This is a genomic window from Mesorhizobium sp. J8, from assembly GCF_016591715.1.
Taxonomy (GTDB): domain Bacteria; phylum Pseudomonadota; class Alphaproteobacteria; order Rhizobiales; family Rhizobiaceae; genus Mesorhizobium.
Genome location: NZ_AP024109.1, coordinates 5,441,139 through 5,458,861 on the forward strand (window position 1 = coordinate 5,441,139; position 17,723 = coordinate 5,458,861).

The following is a 17,723-nucleotide window of genomic DNA, read 5'->3' on the forward strand; positions in this document are numbered from 1 at the left end:
CACAATCATGGTCCTGGTTTAGCCTCGCTCGGTCGCGGCGCCTCCTCTCGCCGCATAACAGCGGCGAAGAAGCCGTCAGTGTCATTGCGCGCGGGCGTCAGCGACAGATAGTCGGCATGGGCTGAATTCGTCAGCTGCGGCGCGGCCTCGCTGAGCGGCACGGCACGAAAAGCGGGATGGGCCGCAAGGAACGCGGCCACCTGGTCCTCATTCTCTTCCGACAGCATGGAACATGTCGCGTAGACCAGCCTTCCGCCGGGCTTCACCAGGCGCGCGGCGCTCGCCAGTATCCGGGCTTGCAGCGACACGAGCTTGTCCAAACCCTGTTCCTCCTGCGGGCGCCAGCGCGCGTCGGGATTGCGTCGCCATGTACCGGTGCCGCTGCACGGCGCGTCCACCAGCACGCGATCGAAACCACCCTTGTGGCGCTTGATCCAGCGATCCGTCTCGCTGGCCAGAAGCCTGGTCTCGATATTGTGCAATCCCGCCTGTCGGAAGCGCTCGGCGCCGCGCTTCAATCGGCCTTCCATGACGTCGCAGGCGACGACATGGCCCTTATTGTTCATCTGCGCGGCGATGGCCAGCGTCTTGCCGCCGGCTCCGGCGCAGAAATCGACCACGCGCTCGCCCGGCCGGGCATCGACCAGCATGGCGACAAGCTGCGAACCCTCGTCCTGGATCTCGACCTCGCCATTCTTCAGCATCGGCAGGCTCGCCAGCGAGGGCCGCTCCTGCACACGAATGCCGTACGAAGCCAAGGCCGACGGCTGCGCCCGCAAGCCAAGATCCTTCAGCGCGCCGAGCATGGCCTCGCGCGTCGACTTGATCGGATTGACGCGCAAATCGAGCGGCGCCGGCGTCAGCAACGCGGCCATCTCGCTCCCGAACGTCTCCCTGAAACGGCGTCGCAGGGGATCGGCCGCCCAGGATGGGCATTCGAGGCGCACCTCTTCCGGCATGCCGGGATGGTCGATCGCGCATCCCTGCAATTTGACCAGCAGCGCGTGCTCTTGACCCGTCAGCATGGCCGGCGCGAATTTCGCGCCATCGAACAGGCGTTTGATCTGATCGGGCGCCCTGCCTTCCTTCAGCGTCAGCCATGCAAGCAGCCGGTTGCGGGGCCTATCCTCGCGCCCGTGCCTGGCCAACCACCAGCCAAGCCGCGCATGATGCCGCAGGAGCGCATAGAGCAACTCCAGAATCTGGCCACGGTCCCTGTCGCCGATATGGCGCCGGGCCCGAAACCAGGCCGAGACGACGGCATCCGCGGGACGCGGAACGCTATCGACTTCATCCATAAGTTCGATTGTGGCTTGCAGGCGGGCGGCAGGGGTCACGGAACGGCGATCAGGCTGAAAAACGGCTGTATAGTCGACGGAACTGCTCCTGACTATTGGTCGCGCGTCCCAGCGCTCACCCCTTGCGTTCCTGCAAGATGTTGCCGCCATCCACGACGAGGACCGCGCCGTTGACATAGCTCGCCGCATCGGAGGCCAGGAACAGCACGGCGGCCGCGACTTCCGCGGGGCTGCCGGCGCGGCCAAGCGGCGTGTTCCGGGCGGCGACGAGTTCCTCCGGGGTCGAAGCGCCGGTCGCGATCCAGCCCGGCGCCACGGCATTGACCGTGACGCCGCTGCGGCCGACCTCCAGGGCAAGCGCATGCGTCAGCCCGATCATGCCAGCCTTGGCCGCGGAATAGGCGGCCTCGCCTTCGTTGGACACGTAAGGCCCGGTGACCGAGGCCATGTTGACGACGCGCCCATGACCGCGCCGCACCATGCCGGCCAGGAATCCGCGCGTGCTCAAGAAGGCGGTCTTCAGGCTGACATCGATGCCACGGTCCCAGTCGCTTTCGCTGAGGTCGAGAAACCGGCGCTGCAATGCCGGCTGGGCGACGGTGCCCATCCCGGCATTGTTGACGAGGATATCGATCTCGCCGGCCTCGGAGCGCAAACGCTCGACGTCGCCGGAAAGCGTCAGGTCGGCCACCAAGGCGCTAATATCGAGCCCCTCCCGCCGCAATTCCTCTGCGCGTTGCTCGACGCGTGCGGACGAGGCGGTGATGACGACCGAAAGACCGGCTTCGCCAAGCGCCCGCGCCGTCGCGATGCCGATGCCGTCGGCGGCGCCTGCGCCGGTCACCAACGCCCTACGGGATTTGCGGAACACGATCACCCCTCCACGACTTCAGTAACCGGCACTGACGCCGAAATCGATCGAAAGCGCGGCCCCGGTGATCGGCGCCGCGCCCGGCTGGCAAAGATAGTGGATGAAGGAAGCGATCTCTTCCACCTGGATGAACCTTGCTTTGTCGCCCTGCGGATAGTGCCCGAGAAGCCGGCGCTTGTAGCCGTCGGGGTCGTCTGCGCCATAGGTCTTTGCCTGATATTCGATCATCGGCGTCGCCGTGTCGCCGGGGCAGACGGCGTTGACCCTGATGCCTTGCGGGGCAAGTTCCAGGGCAAGAGCCTTGGTCAAGAGCACCAGCCCGCCTTTCGAGGCGCAATAGACGGAAGCCCCGTTGTTGCCGACGATGCCGGCGTCGGAGGCGATGTTGACGATCACGCCTTGCGCCGCCGCCAGATGCTCTATGGCGGCCGAGATCAGGAAGAAGGCTCCCTTGAGATTGACGTCCAGCACCAGGTCCCACTGCTCTTCCGCGACCGCGTTTGCCGGCCCTTCGAGCCAGACGCCGGCGGCGTTGACAAGGATGTCGATCGCGCCGCCCCATTCGCTCGCCTTGGCCACCACGTCGCGGCAGGCGGCGACGGAGCGGATGTCGAGCGGCAAACCCACCGCATCCGCTCCGGTCGCGACAATCGTCGCCACGGCTGCGTCGAGCTTGGGGCCGGCAAGATCGGCAAGCGCGATCCGCTCGCCGTCAGCGGCGAAGCGCAGTCCGGTCGCGAGACCCATTCCCCCGGCGCCGCCACCGATCAGGACCGTCCTTCCAGCCATTTCGCTAAACCTCCGTGCAACGCAGCGCCTGACAGAGGCAACCACGCCATTGGGCCATGTCGCATGGACCAGCCCGGTTAAACAATGATCTCAGCGCGCCGTGCCGCGCGATCATCCCAATTCGAGCGTCGTGATGCCGAAAACCGTCGTCGGGGCGTTGCCGGAGCTTGCCGCTCTTGTACATGCGTGTCGTCGCAAAACCCGGAACCATGCCGGCGGCCTGCAGCAGGGCGGTGAATTGAACCTGGCCGGCCGGCACATCGATATGCAATGGCCCACCCGGCGGTTGCGTCCGCGAGGTCGTCCGTTGCCGGGGCTCGGGTCCGTCCGTCGAGAGTCGCAATTCGACGCAGGGCTGCGGGCCCGACTATTATTGGGACGGGTTTTCCGAAACGATGCAAAGAGTTAGCAACAAATTCACCGCCTAGTCGTTCGTTGTTCCAATGGGCAACTGGACACGACCGGCGAAGATCGGGAATCTTCATTTGTCGTTGCTTGGAATCGCATGGAGTGCCGCTGGAAATGCCGTTGAGTGCCGCAGAGATCGCCCGTCATCCGGCAGCGCTTCGCTGTGTGCAGGAGCAAGCCAAGGCGCTCATCCATATTTATGAAACGAGCCCGCGGCTGGCTGCAGTCTTTGCCACCCAGCAGCGCTGGCTGCTTGGCCATGTCGGCCTGGCATTGCATTTCCGGCGCGACCCCCACGACCGCCGCACCGAAATGACGATGGCGCGCTTCATCGAGGTCGTGCGCCGCCATTCGGTGGCCAGCCGCAACACCGCCGAGGCTTTCGTCAAGGAGATGCTGCATTACAACATCGCCGAATATATTGCGGCCAGCGGCGACGGCCGCGCTCACCCAATACGGGTCACGGCGGGCACCATCGAGACCTTCACCGGCTGGATCTACGCGCATCTGACGACGCTCGACCGCATAGATGGCGGACCACGGCTGGCAACCTTCCTCGATCAGCCCGAAATGTTGCCCACCCTGCAGCCGCTGATTGCCGACGGCTTGCTCACCAGCGACGGCGTGCGGGAGCCCGGACCGACCTTCTCGTTGTTTATCTGGCTGAACAACGGCGGCATCGTCATGGACTGGCTGATGTCCGGCATCGATCCGGAGGACGCCCATCTCGACAGGATACCGACCAGCGTCATTTCGGTCAGCGAATTCGCTCACTGGCTGAAGCTTTCGCGAACGCATCTGGCGCGCAAGCTCCATGATGCCGAGGCGCTCGGCAGCATCGGCTGGGTCGGCCAGCGCGGTCATTCCGTGATGTGGGTTTCGAGGGCCTTCTTCGACGAATACATGGCCGTCCAGGCAGCCAAGCTGGCCGTTGTCGACGCAGCCTTCGAAGCCTGCCTCTCGGCCCTGAAAGGGCGCTGACCACCACACCGGCGCAGCCTGCGGAACCGGTCCCCGCTGGCGGGTGCCGGCCAAAACTGCTATCCGCAACATGCGAGCATACAGCATCTTTGGGTGGAAGCTGGGAGGGGGCGTTGACCTACGAAGACATTGCCGGTCACCCGGCATTGCTCGATTGCGTGCGCGCACAAGCCTTGGCGATGCAACAGGCCTATCAAGCAAATCCGCGGGCCTCCTCGGTCTTTGCCACCCAGCAGCGCTGGCTGATGGCCCATATCGGTCTTGCCTTGTATTTTCGCAGGGACCCCAGCGACTACCGCAAGGAACTGACGGCGGCGCGTTTTGTCGACGTCACCGTTCAGCATGCGGTGGCAAGCCGGAACACCGCTCATGCCTTTATCAAGGAAATGCAGCACTACAATTTCATCGAGGTCGGGCCGGCGGGCGACGACGGCCGCATTCGTCCCTTGCGGCTGCCCGTAATCACCCTGGAGCCGTTGATCGGCTGGATCCAGATGCATCTGAGCACGCTTGATGCTCTTGACGGCGGGCACCGGCTGGAAACATTCCAGGCAAGCCGCAGATGCTGGCGAGATTGCAGCCTTTGATCGCGGACGGCCTGATTTCCTCCGTGCCGGTGCGCGAGCCGCAACAGACCTTCTCGTTGTTCACATGGCTCAACAATGGCGGCGTCGTCATGGATTGGCTGATCTCGGGCGTCGACCCGCGGAATGCCGGCGAGGAGCGCATCCCGACCGGCGTGCTGTCGATCGGCGACTTCGCCAGATGGCTTAAGCTGTCGCGCACCCATCTTGCGCGCAAATTGCGTGACGCCGAGGCGCTCGGCAGCGTCGGTTGGCTCGGACGGCGCGGCCACTCGGTCATGTGGATATCGAAGAAATTCTATGGCGAATACGTAACCGCCCAAGCGGTCAAGCTCGCCATCATCGACGCGGCCTTCGCCGCCAGCATGACGCAAGCGACCGGCTGATCGTCAGGCACTTCTATCCGGCTTTCAGGATAGCGGAGAAACGCGGATCGAAGGCCCGGCTGATCGGCTCGGCCGCGGCGCCCACCGCGATTGCCCAGGGATCGGTGCTGCCGAGCTGCAACCGCGGCAGGCGCCGGACGGGCCGGTCCGCGATCGAGGGCAGCAGCGGATGCATGGCCTGAAGCAGCAGCCGGGCCAGCGCCTCGGGCGCGCTGCTGGTGAGGATGACGGTTTGCGGATCGAAGATCGTCTCGATCAGATGCACGCTCCAGCGCAGGTCGGACGCGGCTCTTTCGACCCAACTTGTGACCCTCGGGTCTTGCGCGAGCGCCAGCGCGCCGAGCGTCTCGTAGAGCCCACTCTCGGTGGGGTCGAGGCCAAGATGCTGGTAGAGCGAGGCGAGCGAGGCGCGGTGCTCCAACGGCGTCGAGCCGGGACCGGCCGGCGACAGCAATGCCCTGCCGATCTCGCCGGCATTGCCGTTGCCGCCATTGTAAAGCTCGCCGTTCAGGATAAGCCCCGCGGCGATGCCATAGCCGACATAAAGGCAGACCGCATGATCGACGCCATGCGCGGCTCCGACGATGCGCTCTGCCGTGGCGCACGCAGCCGCGTCGTTCTGCAGCCCGACATTCAATCCGGTGCCAGCGGCAAGCGTCTCGAGCAGCGGGAATTGCTGCCAGGCGGGCATCATCCATTTGTCGTCGGAATCCTTCAGCCCGAAAGGTCCCGGCATGGCCACGCCAAGGCCGACCAGCCGCCGTTCGAACTGCGCGGAAATGCCGACCAGCTCGCGCCTGACATCCGCGACGAGACCAAGGATGGTCTGGACGCCGGGGGACGGCTCATCGAGCGGCAGGCCTGCCTCGGCGCGAGCGATCACCTTGCCGACGAGATCGACCACCACCACCCGCGTCAAATGCCTGTCGATCTGCAGCCCGATCGCAAAAGCACCCTCCGGAACCAGCCGATAAGGCGTGAAGGGCTGCCCCCTGCCCTTGCGCACCGCATCCAGCGCCACGACCAGGCCGTCCCGCTCGAGATCCTCGACGATGTTGGAGACAGCCTGCTTGGTGAGCTGTGTCGCCCGCGCCAGATCGGCGCGAGACAGCGCGCCGTTGAGCCGCAGCGCCTCGATCATGACGCGGCGGTTATGCGCGCTGGTACCCTCCTGGTTGGTGCCGCTCTTGGCGCGGATCGAGCTGATATCGTGCACCGTCGCTTCCCCTCTTGACTCCATTAAAGGATTGATCGACTAATTAAGTCAAGCGAATTGACTTAATAGGTCAGGCCCGCGCGGCTCTACAAGAAGACGGCAAGGCTTTCGGGCCCGCCGCACGCCGCTGAGGACGGATCCGGTCACGCGAAGCGAATTCGGGGAAGCGGCTGGCCGCTCCCTTGCAGCTGTCTAAAATGGGAGAAAGACAAATGCTGAAATCGATCGGTAAGACACTTCTGGGCGCGGTGTTCGTCGGCGGATTGTTCGTCCCCCACGCCTTCGCCGAAACCACCTTGAACGCGCTCTTCATGGCGCAGGCCGCCTATAGCGAGGCCGACGTGCGCTCGATGACGGAAGCCTTCACCAAGGCCAATCCGGACATCAAGGTGAACCTCGAATTCGTCCCCTATGAAGGCCTGCACGACAAGACCGTGCTCGCGCAGGGATCCGGCGGCGGCTATGACGTGGTGCTTTTCGACGTCATCTGGCCGGCCGAATATGCGACGAACAAGGTGCTGGTCGACGTGTCGTCGAAGATCACCGACGACATGAAGAAGGGCGTGCTGCCCGGCGCCTGGACCACCGTCCAGTATGACGGCAAGTATTACGGCATGCCGTGGATCCTCGACACCAAATACCTCTTCTATAACAAGGAGATCCTGGAAAAGGCCGGCATCAAGGCGCCGCCGAAGACCTGGGAGGAGCTCGGCCAGCAGGCCAAGATCATCCAGGACAAGGGCTTGCTGAAGACGCCGATCGCCTGGAGCTGGTCACAGGCCGAAGCAGCGATCTGCGATTACACCACGCTGGTCAGCGCCTATGGCGGCGACTTCATCAAGGACGGCAAGCCCGATTTCCAGAATGGCGGCGGCGTCGCGGCGCTGAAATACATGGTCGATAGCTACAAGTCGGGCCTGACCAATCCGAATTCCAAGGAATTCCTGGAGGAAGACGTCCGCAAGGTGTTCGAGAACGGCGATGCCGCCTTCGCGCTGAACTGGACCTACATGTACAACATGGCCAACGATCCGAAGGACTCGAAGGTCGCCGGCAAGGTCGGCGTGGTGCCGGCGCCGGGCGTCGCCGGCACCAGCGAGGTCTCGGCCGTCAACGGCTCCATGGGGCTCGGCATCACGGCGGTGTCGAAGCACCAGGACGAAGCCTGGAAATACATCGAGTTCATGACCTCGCAGGCGACGCAGAACCAATATGCCAAGCTCTCGCTGCCGATCTGGGCCTCGTCCTATGACGACCCGGCCGTCACCAAGGGCCAGGAAGAGCTGATCGCCGCCGCCAAGCTCGGTCTCGCAGCGATGTATCCGCGCCCGACCACGCCGAAATACCAGCAGCTGTCGACGGCGCTGCAGCAGGCGATCCAGGAATCGCTGCTCGGCCAGACGACGCCGGAAGACGCGCTCAAGACCGCCGCCGAAAACAGCGGCCTCTGACCTGGCGTTCCTCGACAGGCGGGCGGCCTCATCCACGAGCGCCGCCCGTGCTGTTTCCAGAGCAATTCCAGGAAAAGTGTGAAGCGGTTTTCCGCCCGGAATTGCGTAAAAACACAGAGATAGAGCGGTTCGCCGTTTCCGTGAAACGGTGGACCGCTCTGACCGGATGAAGGAGAGAGGCGCCTCTGATGTCAGGCACCTGGATGACGACTCGCGCGTGGCTGTTGATGCTGCCGCTCCTGGTGGTCATGGTCGCCGTCATCGGCTGGCCATTGGTCGATACCGTCAGGCTTTCCTTCACCGATGCCCAACTGGTCGGCACCGCGGGCAATTACGTTGGCTTCGACAACTACGCCAAGATGCTGACGAGCTCCAACTTCACCCGCACCCTGATCACCACCACCTGGTTCGCCGTCATCTCGGTCGCGGCCGAGATGGTGCTCGGCGTGCTGGCGGCCCTCCTGCTCAACCAGGAATTCCGCGGCCGCGCCATCTTGCGCGGGCTGATGATCCTGCCCTGGGCGCTTCCCACCGTCGTCAACGCGACGCTATGGCGGCTGATCTACAATCCCGAATATGGCGCCCTCAACGCGGCGCTGACACAGCTCCATCTCATCGATGACTATCGCTCCTGGCTGGGCGAGCCGGGCACGGCGCTCGCGGCACTGATCGTCGCCGACTGCTGGAAGAATTTTCCGCTTGTCGCGCTGATCGCGCTCGCCGCCCTGCAGGCCGTGCCGCGCGACATCACCGCCGCGGCGCTTGTCGACGGCGCCGGGCCGTTCAACCGCTTCCGCTTCGTCATCCTGCCCTATCTTGCAGGCCCGTTGATGGTGGCGCTGGTGCTGCGCACCATCGAGGCTTTCAAGGTCTTCGACATCATCTGGGTGATGACGCGCGGCGGCCCGGCCAACAGCACGCGCTCGCTGTCGATCCTCGTCTACCAGGAGGCCTTCTCCTTCCAGCGCGCCGGCTCGGGCGCGTCGCTGGCGCTGATCGTCACGCTGCTCGTCACCGTGCTCGCCGTTGCCTATGCGACCTTGGTCAAGAAGACCGCCGGGAGTGCCGCCTGATGGAACGCAAGAGTCCGGTCTTCACCGCTTTCGTCTACGTCTGCGCCATCTTGCTTGCCGCCGTGATCCTGGCGCCGCTCGCCTGGCTCTTCGTCATGAGCATATCGCCGGCGGCCGATCTCGCCGCCAAGTCGTTGCGCTGGTGGCCGCAGGCGGCCGACTTCTCCCGTTACGCGCAGCTTCTGTCGAGGGCCGAGAACAGCGCCGGAGCCGCCTTCACGTCATCGCTGCGCAACAGTCTGGAGGTCGCCGGCATGGCGACGCTTGCCGCTGTCGTCCTTGCCGTGCCCGCCGGCTGGGCCGTTTCGCGCACGCCTTCGGTGGGATGGTCGCTGTCGATGGTGATCGCCACCTACATGCTGCCGCCGGTGGCGCTGTCCGTGCCGCTTTACATGGGCCTGTCCCGGCTCGGCCTGCTCAACAACGTCTTCGGCCTGGCGCTGATCTATCTGACGATCCTCGCGCCCTTCACCACCTGGCTGATGAAATCGGGCTTCGATTCCATCCCGCGCGAGATCGAGGCCGCGGCGATGATCGACGGAGCGGGGCTGCTCCAGACGTGGCGCATCATCACCTTGCCGCTGGCCGCGCCCGTGGTGGCGACATCGGCGCTGTTTGCCGTGCTGCTTGCCTGGGACGAGTTCTTCTACGCCCTGCTCTTCACCTCGGATCAGCGGGCAAAGACGCTGACCGTCGCCATCGCCGATCTCGCCGGCGGCCGCGTCTCCGACTACGGACTGATCGCCACCGCCGGCGTGCTCGCGGCCTTGCCGCCGGTGCTGATCGGCCTCGTCATGCAACGCGCGCTGATCTCGGGCCTCACCAGCGGCGGAGTGAAAGGATAATCATGACTGCTCAAAAGAAACGCCCGGCAGGGCTCGTCGCGATCGACCGCGAAATGGCGCGCCAGCACGAGGATGCGCTGGCCTCCTTCGAGAATAACAGGGATGCCGCCGCCAAGGTCGCCGCTTCGATCAGGAAGACCGGCCGGCTTGTCCTGCTCGGCATGGGCGCCTCGCATGCCGTCGCCCGCGCCGTCGAGCCGCTGTATCGCGCGCATGGCATCGACGCCATCGCGCTGCCGCTCTCGGAACAGCTTGGCCAGCCGCTGCCACTTGGCGGCAGGACGGTGATCGTGACCTCGCAGTCCGGCGAGAGCGCCGAGGTGCTGCGGTGGTTCTCCGAAACGGTTCCGCAGGCTGATACCTTCGGCCTGACGCTGGAGGCCGGTTCCTTCCTCGGCCGTACCGTGCCTTGCCTCGTCGGCGCCGGCGGCACCGAGCTAGCCTTTGCCGCGACCCGCAGCCTGACCGTGACCTTCGCCCTGCATCTCGCCATTTTGGCTTCGCTTGGCGAAGACCCCGCCGGCGCGCTCGCCGTGCTCAAGGCGCCTGAGATGGTCGAGATCGATGCCGCGCTCGCGGCGCTTAAGACGGTCGCGACCATCGTCACGTCCGGCCGCAAGCTTCAAGGCGTAGCCGAAGCCTTGGCGCTCGGCTTCACCGAGCTGTCGCGTCTGCCTTGTTTCTCGCTCGAAGGCGGCCAACTGCGCCACGGACCGATGGAGATGCTGGGGCCAAGCATTGGCGTCGTGCTCTTCCGCGCCAACGATCCGACCGCCGACCTCGTCACCGCCATGGCCCTGTCCGTGGTCGAGACCGGCGCGCCGCTGATCGTCTTCGACGCTTCGGGCAAACCGCCGGTCGCGGGTGCCGTGACACTGACCTTCAAACCCGCCACGGGCCTGGCGGCGATCTTCGCCATGCTGCCGGTGGCGCAACGCCTGATGATCGCCTTCGCCGATTCCCGCGTCGAGAACGCCGGAACGCCGGTGCGCACCACCAAGATCACCAGGAGCGAGTGATGCGGCCGCTCGCGGTGATCGGCAACGTCAATGTCGATCTGATCGTCGGGCCGGTCGCGCCCTGGCCGAAGGCCGGCACCGAGACCGTCGTCGACCATGACGATCTGCGGGTCGGCGGCCAGGCCGGCAACACGGCGCTTGCATGGCAGGCGCTGGGCATTGATTTCGAGATCGCGGCCAATCTCGGCGACGACCAGTTCGGGCGGTGGCTGCGCGAAGCCTTCGGACGCCGGGCGCAGAAATGGCCGGTTCGTCCCGAAGGCACGACATTGTCGGTCGGCATGACCCATCCTGACGGCGAGCGCACCTTCTTCACCACGCGCGGCCATCTGCCACGCTTCAGCCTGGGCGATGTGCTCGCGGTGGTCGACGGCAAACGGCTTTCCGGGGGCTATGCGCTGCTCTGCGGCTCTTTCCTCACCGACGACCTGACGCGCGATTACGATGCCTTCTTCGACTGGGCCGAGGCGCACCGCATCGCCGTCGCGCTCGACACGGGCTGGCCGATCGACGGTTGGACCGAGGCGAACTGCGCCGCTGCGCGCGGCTGGCTGTCGCGCTGCGAACTGGCGCTCTTCAACGAGGTCGAGACGACGACATTGGCCGGTCTCGCAAGTCCGGCGGAAGCGGCGCGCAAGATCCGCGACGGCATGAGGAGTGGCGCGACGGTCGTCGTCAAGCGTGGGCCGGATGGGGCGATCGCCATCGGCCCCGATGGCAGGCTCATCGAAGCGGCAGCGCCTCGCGTCACCGTCGTCGACACGATCGGCGCCGGCGATGTCTTCAACGCCGCTTTCCTAGCTGCGCTGGCGCAAGGGCGGCCGCTGGAGGACTGCCTCTGCGCCGCCATTCAGGTGGCGTCGCGCGCCATCTCAACCCTGCCCCGCGACTATGGCGGGCCGATCCAATTCGAGGATGCCGCCCATGAGCGCGCTTGAAATCCGCGATGTCCGCAAGAACTACGGCAGCGTCGAGACACTGAAAGGCATCGACATCGCGCTTGAGAACGGCGAGTTCCTGGTGCTGCTCGGCTCGTCGGGCTGCGGCAAGTCCACCTTGCTCAACATCATCGCCGGTCTCGCCGAAGCAACCAGCGGCGACGTGCTGATCGGCGGCCGTTCGGTGCTTGGCGTGCATCCGAAGAACCGCGACATCGCCATGGTCTTTCAGTCCTACGCGCTCTATCCGAACCTGACGGTGAGCCGCAACATCGGCTTTGGCCTGGAGATGCGCAAGGTTCCCGCCGCCGAGCGCGACAAAGCGGTGCGCGAGACGGCGAAGCTCCTGCAGATCGAGAACCTGCTCGACCGCAAGCCCGGCCAGCTCTCCGGCGGACAGCGCCAGCGCGTCGCTATCGGCCGGGCGCTGGTGCGCAAGCCGCAGGTCTTCCTGTTCGACGAGCCGCTCTCCAACCTCGACGCCAAGCTGCGCCTGGAAATGCGCACCGAGCTCAAGCGCCTGCACGAGATGCTCAAGACCACGGTCGTCTACGTCACCCACGACCAGATCGAGGCGATGACGCTGGCGACCCGCATCGCCGTTATGCGCGACGGCCGGATCGAACAACTCGGCACGCCGGAAGAAATCTACAACCAGCCCGCGACGCTCTATGTCGCGGGCTTCGTCGGCGCGCCTTCGATGAACATGCTGGATGCGATGGTCGAGGACGGCAAGCTCGCGGTCGTCGGTACGGATGCGCGGCTGGCGCTGCCCGCGCGCTATGCGCGAGCGGCCCGCGACGGGGCGAAAGTCGTTGTCGGCATTCGGCCCGAAGCGCTCCGTCTTGGGCCAGGCAGCGGCCCCGAACTGTCTCTGCCGGTCGAGATCGATGTCGTCGAGCTGACCGGGCCCGAGCAGGTCACGACCGCCCGGATCGGCGCGCAAAGGCTGACCGCAACCCTGCCGCCGCAGGCCCGCGTTGCGAAGGGCGAGCGATGCGCGTTTGCGTTCGACGAAGACGCGCTTCGCCTGTTCGACCCGCCGACCGGCAAGGCTTTCTGAGGAGCAATAGCGAGCGGTTCGGCTTCTTCAAGCAGAACCGCTCGATAGAGCAATTCCAGGAAAAGTGTAGGCGGTTTTCCGTCCGGAATTGCGTTAAAACAAATAGAAGGCGTTTCGCCGTTTCCGTGAAACGGTGAAACGCCTTGGTTTCAGTCGATGTCGAAGGACACGCCCTGTGCCAGCGGCAGCGCCTTGGAGAAGTTCACCGTGTTGGTGGCGCGGCGCATATAGGCCTTCCAGGCATCCGAGCCGCTCTCGCGGCCGCCGCCTGTCTCCTTCTCGCCGCCGAACGCCCCGCCGATCTCGGCGCCCGAAGTGCCGATGTTGACGTTGGCAATGCCGCAATCCGAGCCGTCGACGCCGAGGAAGCGCTCCGATTCCTGCAGGTCGCGGGTGAAGATCGATGACGACAGCCCTGCGCCCACCGCATTGTGCAGCTCCAGCGCCTCGTCGAAATCGGTGTATCTCATCACATAGAGGATCGGCGCGAAGGTCTCCTCCGTCACCGGCGAAACCTGCTTCGGCATCTCGACCAGCGCCGGATGCACATAATAGGCGTCCGGATGGCCGTTCTCGACGCGCGCGCCGCCCGTCACCTTGCCGCCATGCGCTTGCGCTTCCTTGAGCGCCTTCTGCATGTTGTCGAAAGCTGCCTTGTCGATGAGCGGGCCGACCAGCGCCTTGCCTTCCAGCGGATTGCCGACCGAAACGGTCTCATACGCCTTCTTCAAGCGCGGCAAGAGCGCGTCATAGACGCTGTCATGCACGAACAGGCGCCGCAGCGTCGTGCAGCGCTGGCCGGCGGTGCCCATGGCACCGAAGGCGATGGCGCGCAGCGCCATGTCGAGATCGGCGGTGGGACAGACGATGCCTGCATTGTTGCCGCCGAGCTCCAGCACGGCACGCGCAAAGCGCTTGGCGAGCCGCGGACCGACCTCGCGACCCATGCGGGTCGAGCCGGTGGCCGAGACCAGCGGGACCTTCGGATGGTCTACCAGCACCTCGCCGACCGCGCGGTCGCCGATCAGCACCTGCAGCAGTCCTGCCGGGGCATCAGCGCCGAAGCGCTTGGCGGCGCGCCTGAAGATCGCCTCGCAGGCGAGCGCCGTCAGCGGCGTCTTTTCCGACGGCTTCCACACCACGGCATCGCCGCAGACGAAAGCAAGGGCCGCGTTCCACGACCACACCGCGACCGGGAAGTTGAAGGCCGAAATCACGCCGACGACGCCGAGCGGGTGCCAGGTCTCCATCATGCGGTGCCCTGGGCGTTCGGTGGCGATGGTGAGGCCATAGAGCTGGCGGGAAAGACCGACGGCGAAATCGCAGATGTCGATCATCTCCTGGACCTCGCCCAGTCCCTCGGAGGGGATCTTGCCGACCTCGATCGAGACCAGCCGGCCGAGTTCGTCCTTGTGCGCGCGCAATTCCTCGCCGAGCAGGCGCACCAGTTCGCCGCGCTTCGGACCCGGCACCAGCCGCCAGGCCTGGAAGGCCGTGTGCGCGGCATCGATGGCCTTGCCGGCATTCTCCGCGGAGATCGACTTCAACGCCGCGATCTGTTCGCCCGTCACCGGGCTGCGCACGGCGAGGTCGCCTCCGGCCAGCGCCTCCTTGGCAACGCCGAGTTTCTCCAGAAGTGAAGCCGTTTCCTTCGCTAATGTCATTTTCATCCCTTTCAGGTCCCGCCTCTATGGAGTGGGAATAGAGCCATGCGCCATGCCTTGGGTGTGCCCTCAGGCACGCCTGGGCGCTTTGATGGCGTGGCATTACTCGTTTCAGGGAAAAACCGCCACCCCGGCATGGTCTAAGGCCGGGCTGCGAAATTGGGCCAGATCCGCAAACCGAGGCCAAGGCGTGTCGAGATTCAGGTCAGGCCAATATAAACGCGCCTCACCGCGCCTTCTGGATCGACGACTTCTCGGCGCTCTCCTTGATGAGCCGGTCGATATGCATGCGGATATGCGCCGCCTCGGCGGCAGTGTTGGCCAAGGCGATGGCGCGGTCGAAGGCGACGCGCGCCTCCTCGTTGCGGCCAAGCTGCATGAGCAGCCCGCCTCTCAGCCCGAAGAAGTGGAAATAGCCCGAGAGCCGCTCTTCCAGCGGCTCGATCATGGCAAGCGCCGTTTCCGGGCCACGCACCTTGCTGACCGCGACGGCGCGGTTCAGCGTCACCACCGGCGACGGCTGCATCTGCTCCAGCAGGCCGTAGAGCAGGTCGATCTCGGTCCAGTCGGTATCCTCGGCCGTCGCCGCCCGCGCATGCAGCGCCGCGATCGCCGCCTGCACCTGATAGGGGCCGGGCTTGCGGTGGCGCAGCGCCTTGTCGACCAGCGCCAGGCCCTCGTCGATCATCTTGCGACTCCACAGCGAGCGGTCCTGGTCCTCGAGCAGGACGATCTCGCCATGCTCGTCGAAACGCGCCGGCGCCCGCGCATGCTGTAGAAGCATCAACGCCGTTAGCCCCATGATTTCCGGTTCCTGCTGGAACAGCCTGAGCAGGAGCCGGGCAAGCCGTATCGCCTCTTCGCAAAGCGGCGCGCGGGCCGGCGCCTCCCCGCCATTGCTCGAATAGCCCTCGTTGAAGATCAGATAGACCATCGCGGCAACCGCGGCGAGCCGTTCCGAGCGCTCGACCGCGCCCGGCGTCTCGAACGGCACGCCGGCGTCCGCAATGCGCGCCTTGGCGCGGGTGATGCGCTGTTCCATGGCGCTCTCACCAACGAGGAAGGCGCGCGCGATCTGCTTGACGGTGAGGCCGGAGACGATGCGCAGCGCCACCGCGATCTGCTGTGTCGCCGGCAGATCCGGATGGCAGCAGATGAAAAGGAGCCGCAGGATGTCATCGCGATAATGCGCGCCGTCCAGCCGCTCGGCCATGTCGCTCTCGGCATCCTCCAGATCGGACACCTGGTCTTCTTCCGGCATCGGCGCCTGCTTGGCGCGCTTGCGCACCGCGTCGATGCCGCTGTTGCGGCCGACGAAGATCAGCCAGGCGGCCGGATCGCGCGGCGGCCCGTTCTTGGGCCAGTTCTTGAGCGCCTTCAGGCACGCCTCCTGGAAAGCCTCTTCCGCGGCGTCGAGGTCGCGGAAGTAGCGCAGCAGCGCGCCCATCGCCTGCGGACGGGCGTTGCTGATTGCGGTGCTTATCCAGGCGAGATCCGTCATACCGCGACCTTTGTCGGATTGAAGACCGAAACCGGACGGATCTCGTAGGAGCCGCCGCTCGGATTGACCTCGGAGAGTTCGCGCGCGAACTCGACGGCTTCGTCGAGATCGTTGCATTCGAGCGTGTAGAAGCCGAGGAATTGTTCTTTGGTCTCGGCGAACGGGCCATCGAGCACGACCGGCTCGCCCTTGACCTTTCGCAGCGTCGTGGCCGCCGTCGTCGGCAAAAGCCGCGCCACGGGGCCTAGCCGGCCGGCCTTGGCGTATTTGTCCTGCACGTCGAGGATCTTTGCCATGACCTCGTCGTCCTGTTCCTTGCTCCAGGAGCAGACGACGTCTTCGGAAGCGTAGCAAAGGATGGCATAGAGCATGGTGTTGTCCTTTTCGTATCAAAGGACGCGACACTAGGACCCTTCCCGACACAAGGTCGATAAAAAAATTTATCGAAGGATCACGGACTTGGCGATCTCCGCGCCAGCCTGTCAGGCGCCATGCGCCTGCAGCCACCTGAGCACCAGCGTTTCTTCCTCGTCGAGGCCCGATATCAGGCGTTTGCGCTTGTTGGCCTCTGCCATTTCGTCGAGCAGCCGTCCTTCGCTCCACGCCTCGAAAACCAACGGATGGATGTAGCATCTGCGGCAAACCGCCCGGGTGTTTCCCAACCGCTCGGCGACCTTGTCGACGACATTGTTGATCACCCGTTTTTGCTGTGTCTTGCTTTCCGGCAACTCGGTCCCGGCAAACAGCGACGCAGCATGGATCGTGCCGCCCCAGGTGCGGAAGTGCTTTGAGCTGAATTCGGCGCCGGATGCATCACGAATATAGCGGTTGACGTCCTCCGAGCGCACCGGCCGCCGGTCGCCTTCTTCATCGAGATACTGAAACAGCTTCTGTCCCGGCAGGTCCTGGGCGCCGCGCACGACCTTGGCTATCCGGCGATCGACCAGCTTCAGCTTCCATTCCTTGCCCGACTTGCCCTTGAAGGCGAAGCGCAGGCTGGATCCGGTGATTTCGACGTGTCGGTCGCGCAAGGTGGTCAGCCCGAAGCTCTTGTTGTCGCGCGCATAAGCCGCGTTGCCGATGCGGATCATGGTGTTGTCGAGCAACCAGACCACCGAGGCGACGACACGCTCCAGAGGCAATCCGTGCCGGCGCAAATCGGCATCGATCTGCCGCCTGAGAGCAGGCAGGCTTTCGGCGAAGGCGACGAGACTTGAATATTTGACGCCGTCGCGTTCCTCGGTCCATTGCGGATGATAACGGTACTGCTTGCGGCCGCGCTGGTCCCGGCCGGTTGCCTGGATATGCCCGTCCGGATCGGGAGATATCCATACATCCGTCCAGGCCGGCGGGATGACGATCGCCTTGATGCGTGCAAGCGTCGTTTCGTCAACGGTTCCGCCATCGGCCCGGACATAGGTGAATCCCGCACCCCTCCTCAATCTGCGGATGCCGGGATCCGCATCGCTTACATAGTTGAGCGACGTGCCTTCGGCCGAAGCGCGGGCGCCGTTCCTTCGGGTTTCCTCGTCCCGCGCCGAACGATCCGATGACAATTGTGAATGCTGCAGCATGCCGGCTCCGCGAAAAGACCCGTAGATAAAGCCGCGCGCCGAAGACTGGTTCCGAACGAGGT

The 17,723-nt window shown here is 65.0% G+C and carries 15 protein-coding genes and 1 pseudogene; 8 read left to right on the forward strand and 8 right to left on the reverse strand.

All coding sequences use genetic code 11. The features are described from left to right. Positions 1-5: 5 nt before the first annotated feature. From MJ8_RS26105 to MJ8_RS26115, 3 genes are all read right to left on the reverse strand, one after another. The gene (locus MJ8_RS26105) at positions 6-1,298 is read right to left on the reverse strand and encodes an RsmB/NOP family class I SAM-dependent RNA methyltransferase (protein ID WP_201411510.1); all 1,293 of its coding nucleotides are present in this window, start codon (positions 1,296-1,298) and stop codon (positions 6-8) included. Between the two features lie 115 nt (positions 1,299-1,413). Further along, positions 1,414-2,169 carry an SDR family NAD(P)-dependent oxidoreductase gene (locus tag MJ8_RS26110; RefSeq protein ID WP_225248047.1) on the reverse strand — a complete coding sequence of 252 codons (756 nt, stop codon included), beginning with the start codon at positions 2,167-2,169 and terminating at the stop codon, positions 1,414-1,416. A gap of 18 nt (positions 2,170-2,187) precedes the next feature. Further along, a complete protein-coding gene (locus MJ8_RS26115; protein WP_201411511.1) occupies positions 2,188-2,958 on the reverse strand; it encodes an SDR family NAD(P)-dependent oxidoreductase in 771 nt (256 codons plus the stop codon). A 522-nt stretch (positions 2,959-3,480) separates the two neighbouring features. Here MJ8_RS26115 and MJ8_RS26120 point away from each other — a divergent pair. Continuing rightward, entirely contained in the window at positions 3,481-4,347 is an 867-nt protein-coding gene (locus MJ8_RS26120; RefSeq protein ID WP_201411512.1) for a hypothetical protein, read from the forward strand. Between the two features lie 245 nt (positions 4,348-4,592). Then, a pseudogene (locus tag MJ8_RS26125) lies at positions 4,593-5,317 on the forward strand (hypothetical protein). Between the two features lie 13 nt (positions 5,318-5,330). Here the strand turns inward: MJ8_RS26125 and MJ8_RS26130 are convergent. Beyond that, positions 5,331-6,557, reverse strand: a complete 1,227-nt coding sequence (locus tag MJ8_RS26130; RefSeq protein WP_412177076.1) for an ROK family transcriptional regulator — start codon at positions 6,555-6,557, stop codon at positions 5,331-5,333. Between the two features lie 188 nt (positions 6,558-6,745). On the opposite strand from MJ8_RS26130, the gene MJ8_RS26135 reads away from it, so the two are divergent. The 6 genes from MJ8_RS26135 to MJ8_RS26160 all read left to right on the forward strand — a co-directional run bounded on the left by MJ8_RS26135 (position 6,746) and on the right by MJ8_RS26160 (position 12,922). After that, positions 6,746-7,984: an extracellular solute-binding protein gene (locus MJ8_RS26135; RefSeq protein WP_201411514.1), complete on the forward strand. Its 1,239-nt coding sequence runs from the start codon at positions 6,746-6,748 to the stop codon at positions 7,982-7,984. 188 nt (positions 7,985-8,172) lie between these two features. Then, the gene (locus MJ8_RS26140) at positions 8,173-9,057 is read left to right on the forward strand and encodes a carbohydrate ABC transporter permease (RefSeq protein WP_201411515.1); all 885 of its coding nucleotides are present in this window, start codon (positions 8,173-8,175) and stop codon (positions 9,055-9,057) included. Then, positions 9,057-9,902 (forward strand): carbohydrate ABC transporter permease, encoded by an 846-nt coding sequence (locus MJ8_RS26145; RefSeq protein WP_201411516.1) that lies wholly within the window; start codon positions 9,057-9,059, stop codon positions 9,900-9,902. Before MJ8_RS26140 ends, MJ8_RS26145 begins: the two co-directional genes overlap by 1 nt. A gap of 2 nt (positions 9,903-9,904) precedes the next feature. Next, complete coding sequence (locus MJ8_RS26150) at positions 9,905-10,921, forward strand: SIS domain-containing protein (RefSeq protein WP_201411517.1); 1,017 nt, start codon at positions 9,905-9,907, stop codon at positions 10,919-10,921. Next, a complete protein-coding gene (locus MJ8_RS26155) occupies positions 10,921-11,859 on the forward strand; it encodes a PfkB family carbohydrate kinase (RefSeq protein WP_201411518.1) in 939 nt (312 codons plus the stop codon). Before MJ8_RS26150 ends, MJ8_RS26155 begins: the two co-directional genes overlap by 1 nt. Continuing rightward, positions 11,846-12,922: an ABC transporter ATP-binding protein gene (locus tag MJ8_RS26160; RefSeq protein WP_201411519.1), complete on the forward strand. Its 1,077-nt coding sequence runs from the start codon at positions 11,846-11,848 to the stop codon at positions 12,920-12,922. The genes MJ8_RS26155 and MJ8_RS26160 overlap by 14 nt, the downstream gene beginning before the upstream one ends. Before the next feature lie 149 nt (positions 12,923-13,071). Here MJ8_RS26160 and MJ8_RS26165 read toward each other — a convergent pair whose 3' ends face one another. The 4 genes from MJ8_RS26165 to MJ8_RS26180 all read right to left on the reverse strand — a co-directional run bounded on the left by MJ8_RS26165 (position 13,072) and on the right by MJ8_RS26180 (position 17,661). Then, the gene (locus tag MJ8_RS26165; protein ID WP_201415592.1) at positions 13,072-14,586 is read right to left on the reverse strand and encodes an aldehyde dehydrogenase family protein; all 1,515 of its coding nucleotides are present in this window, start codon (positions 14,584-14,586) and stop codon (positions 13,072-13,074) included. 226 nt (positions 14,587-14,812) lie between these two features. Further along, positions 14,813-16,087 (reverse strand): RNA polymerase sigma factor, encoded by a 1,275-nt coding sequence (locus tag MJ8_RS26170; RefSeq protein WP_201411520.1) that lies wholly within the window; start codon positions 16,085-16,087, stop codon positions 14,813-14,815. Beyond that, positions 16,084-16,458: a YciI family protein gene (locus MJ8_RS26175; RefSeq protein WP_201411521.1), complete on the reverse strand. Its 375-nt coding sequence runs from the start codon at positions 16,456-16,458 to the stop codon at positions 16,084-16,086. The genes MJ8_RS26170 and MJ8_RS26175 overlap by 4 nt, the downstream gene beginning before the upstream one ends. 111 nt (positions 16,459-16,569) lie before the next feature. Beyond that, positions 16,570-17,661, reverse strand: coding sequence for a DNA topoisomerase IB (locus tag MJ8_RS26180; protein ID WP_201411522.1), 1,092 nt, complete (start codon positions 17,659-17,661; stop codon positions 16,570-16,572). Positions 17,662-17,723 lie beyond the last annotated feature (62 nt).

Excerpts from the sequence above, each read along its gene's own strand:
- MJ8_RS26105 (WP_201411510.1), bottom strand. The coding sequence starts at position 1,298 with ATGGATGAAGTCGATAGCGTTCCGCGTCCCGCGGATGCCGTCGTCTCG.
- MJ8_RS26115 (WP_201411511.1), bottom strand. The coding sequence starts at position 2,958 with ATGGCTGGAAGGACGGTCCTGATCGGTGGCGGCGCCGGGGGAATGGGT.
- MJ8_RS26120 (WP_201411512.1), top strand. The coding sequence starts at position 3,481 with ATGCCGTTGAGTGCCGCAGAGATCGCCCGTCATCCGGCAGCGCTTCGC.
- MJ8_RS26130 (WP_412177076.1), bottom strand. The coding sequence starts at position 6,557 with ATGGAGTCAAGAGGGGAAGCGACGGTGCACGATATCAGCTCGATCCGC.
- MJ8_RS26135 (WP_201411514.1), top strand. The coding sequence starts at position 6,746 with ATGCTGAAATCGATCGGTAAGACACTTCTGGGCGCGGTGTTCGTCGGC.
- MJ8_RS26140 (WP_201411515.1), top strand. The coding sequence starts at position 8,173 with ATGTCAGGCACCTGGATGACGACTCGCGCGTGGCTGTTGATGCTGCCG.
- MJ8_RS26145 (WP_201411516.1), top strand. The coding sequence starts at position 9,057 with ATGGAACGCAAGAGTCCGGTCTTCACCGCTTTCGTCTACGTCTGCGCC.
- MJ8_RS26150 (WP_201411517.1), top strand. The coding sequence starts at position 9,905 with ATGACTGCTCAAAAGAAACGCCCGGCAGGGCTCGTCGCGATCGACCGC.
- MJ8_RS26155 (WP_201411518.1), top strand. The coding sequence starts at position 10,921 with ATGCGGCCGCTCGCGGTGATCGGCAACGTCAATGTCGATCTGATCGTC.
- MJ8_RS26160 (WP_201411519.1), top strand. The coding sequence starts at position 11,846 with ATGAGCGCGCTTGAAATCCGCGATGTCCGCAAGAACTACGGCAGCGTC.
- MJ8_RS26165 (WP_201415592.1), bottom strand. The coding sequence starts at position 14,586 with ATGACATTAGCGAAGGAAACGGCTTCACTTCTGGAGAAACTCGGCGTT.
- MJ8_RS26170 (WP_201411520.1), bottom strand. The coding sequence starts at position 16,087 with ATGACGGATCTCGCCTGGATAAGCACCGCAATCAGCAACGCCCGTCCG.
- MJ8_RS26175 (WP_201411521.1), bottom strand. The coding sequence starts at position 16,458 with ATGCTCTATGCCATCCTTTGCTACGCTTCCGAAGACGTCGTCTGCTCC.
- MJ8_RS26180 (WP_201411522.1), bottom strand. The coding sequence starts at position 17,661 with ATGCTGCAGCATTCACAATTGTCATCGGATCGTTCGGCGCGGGACGAG.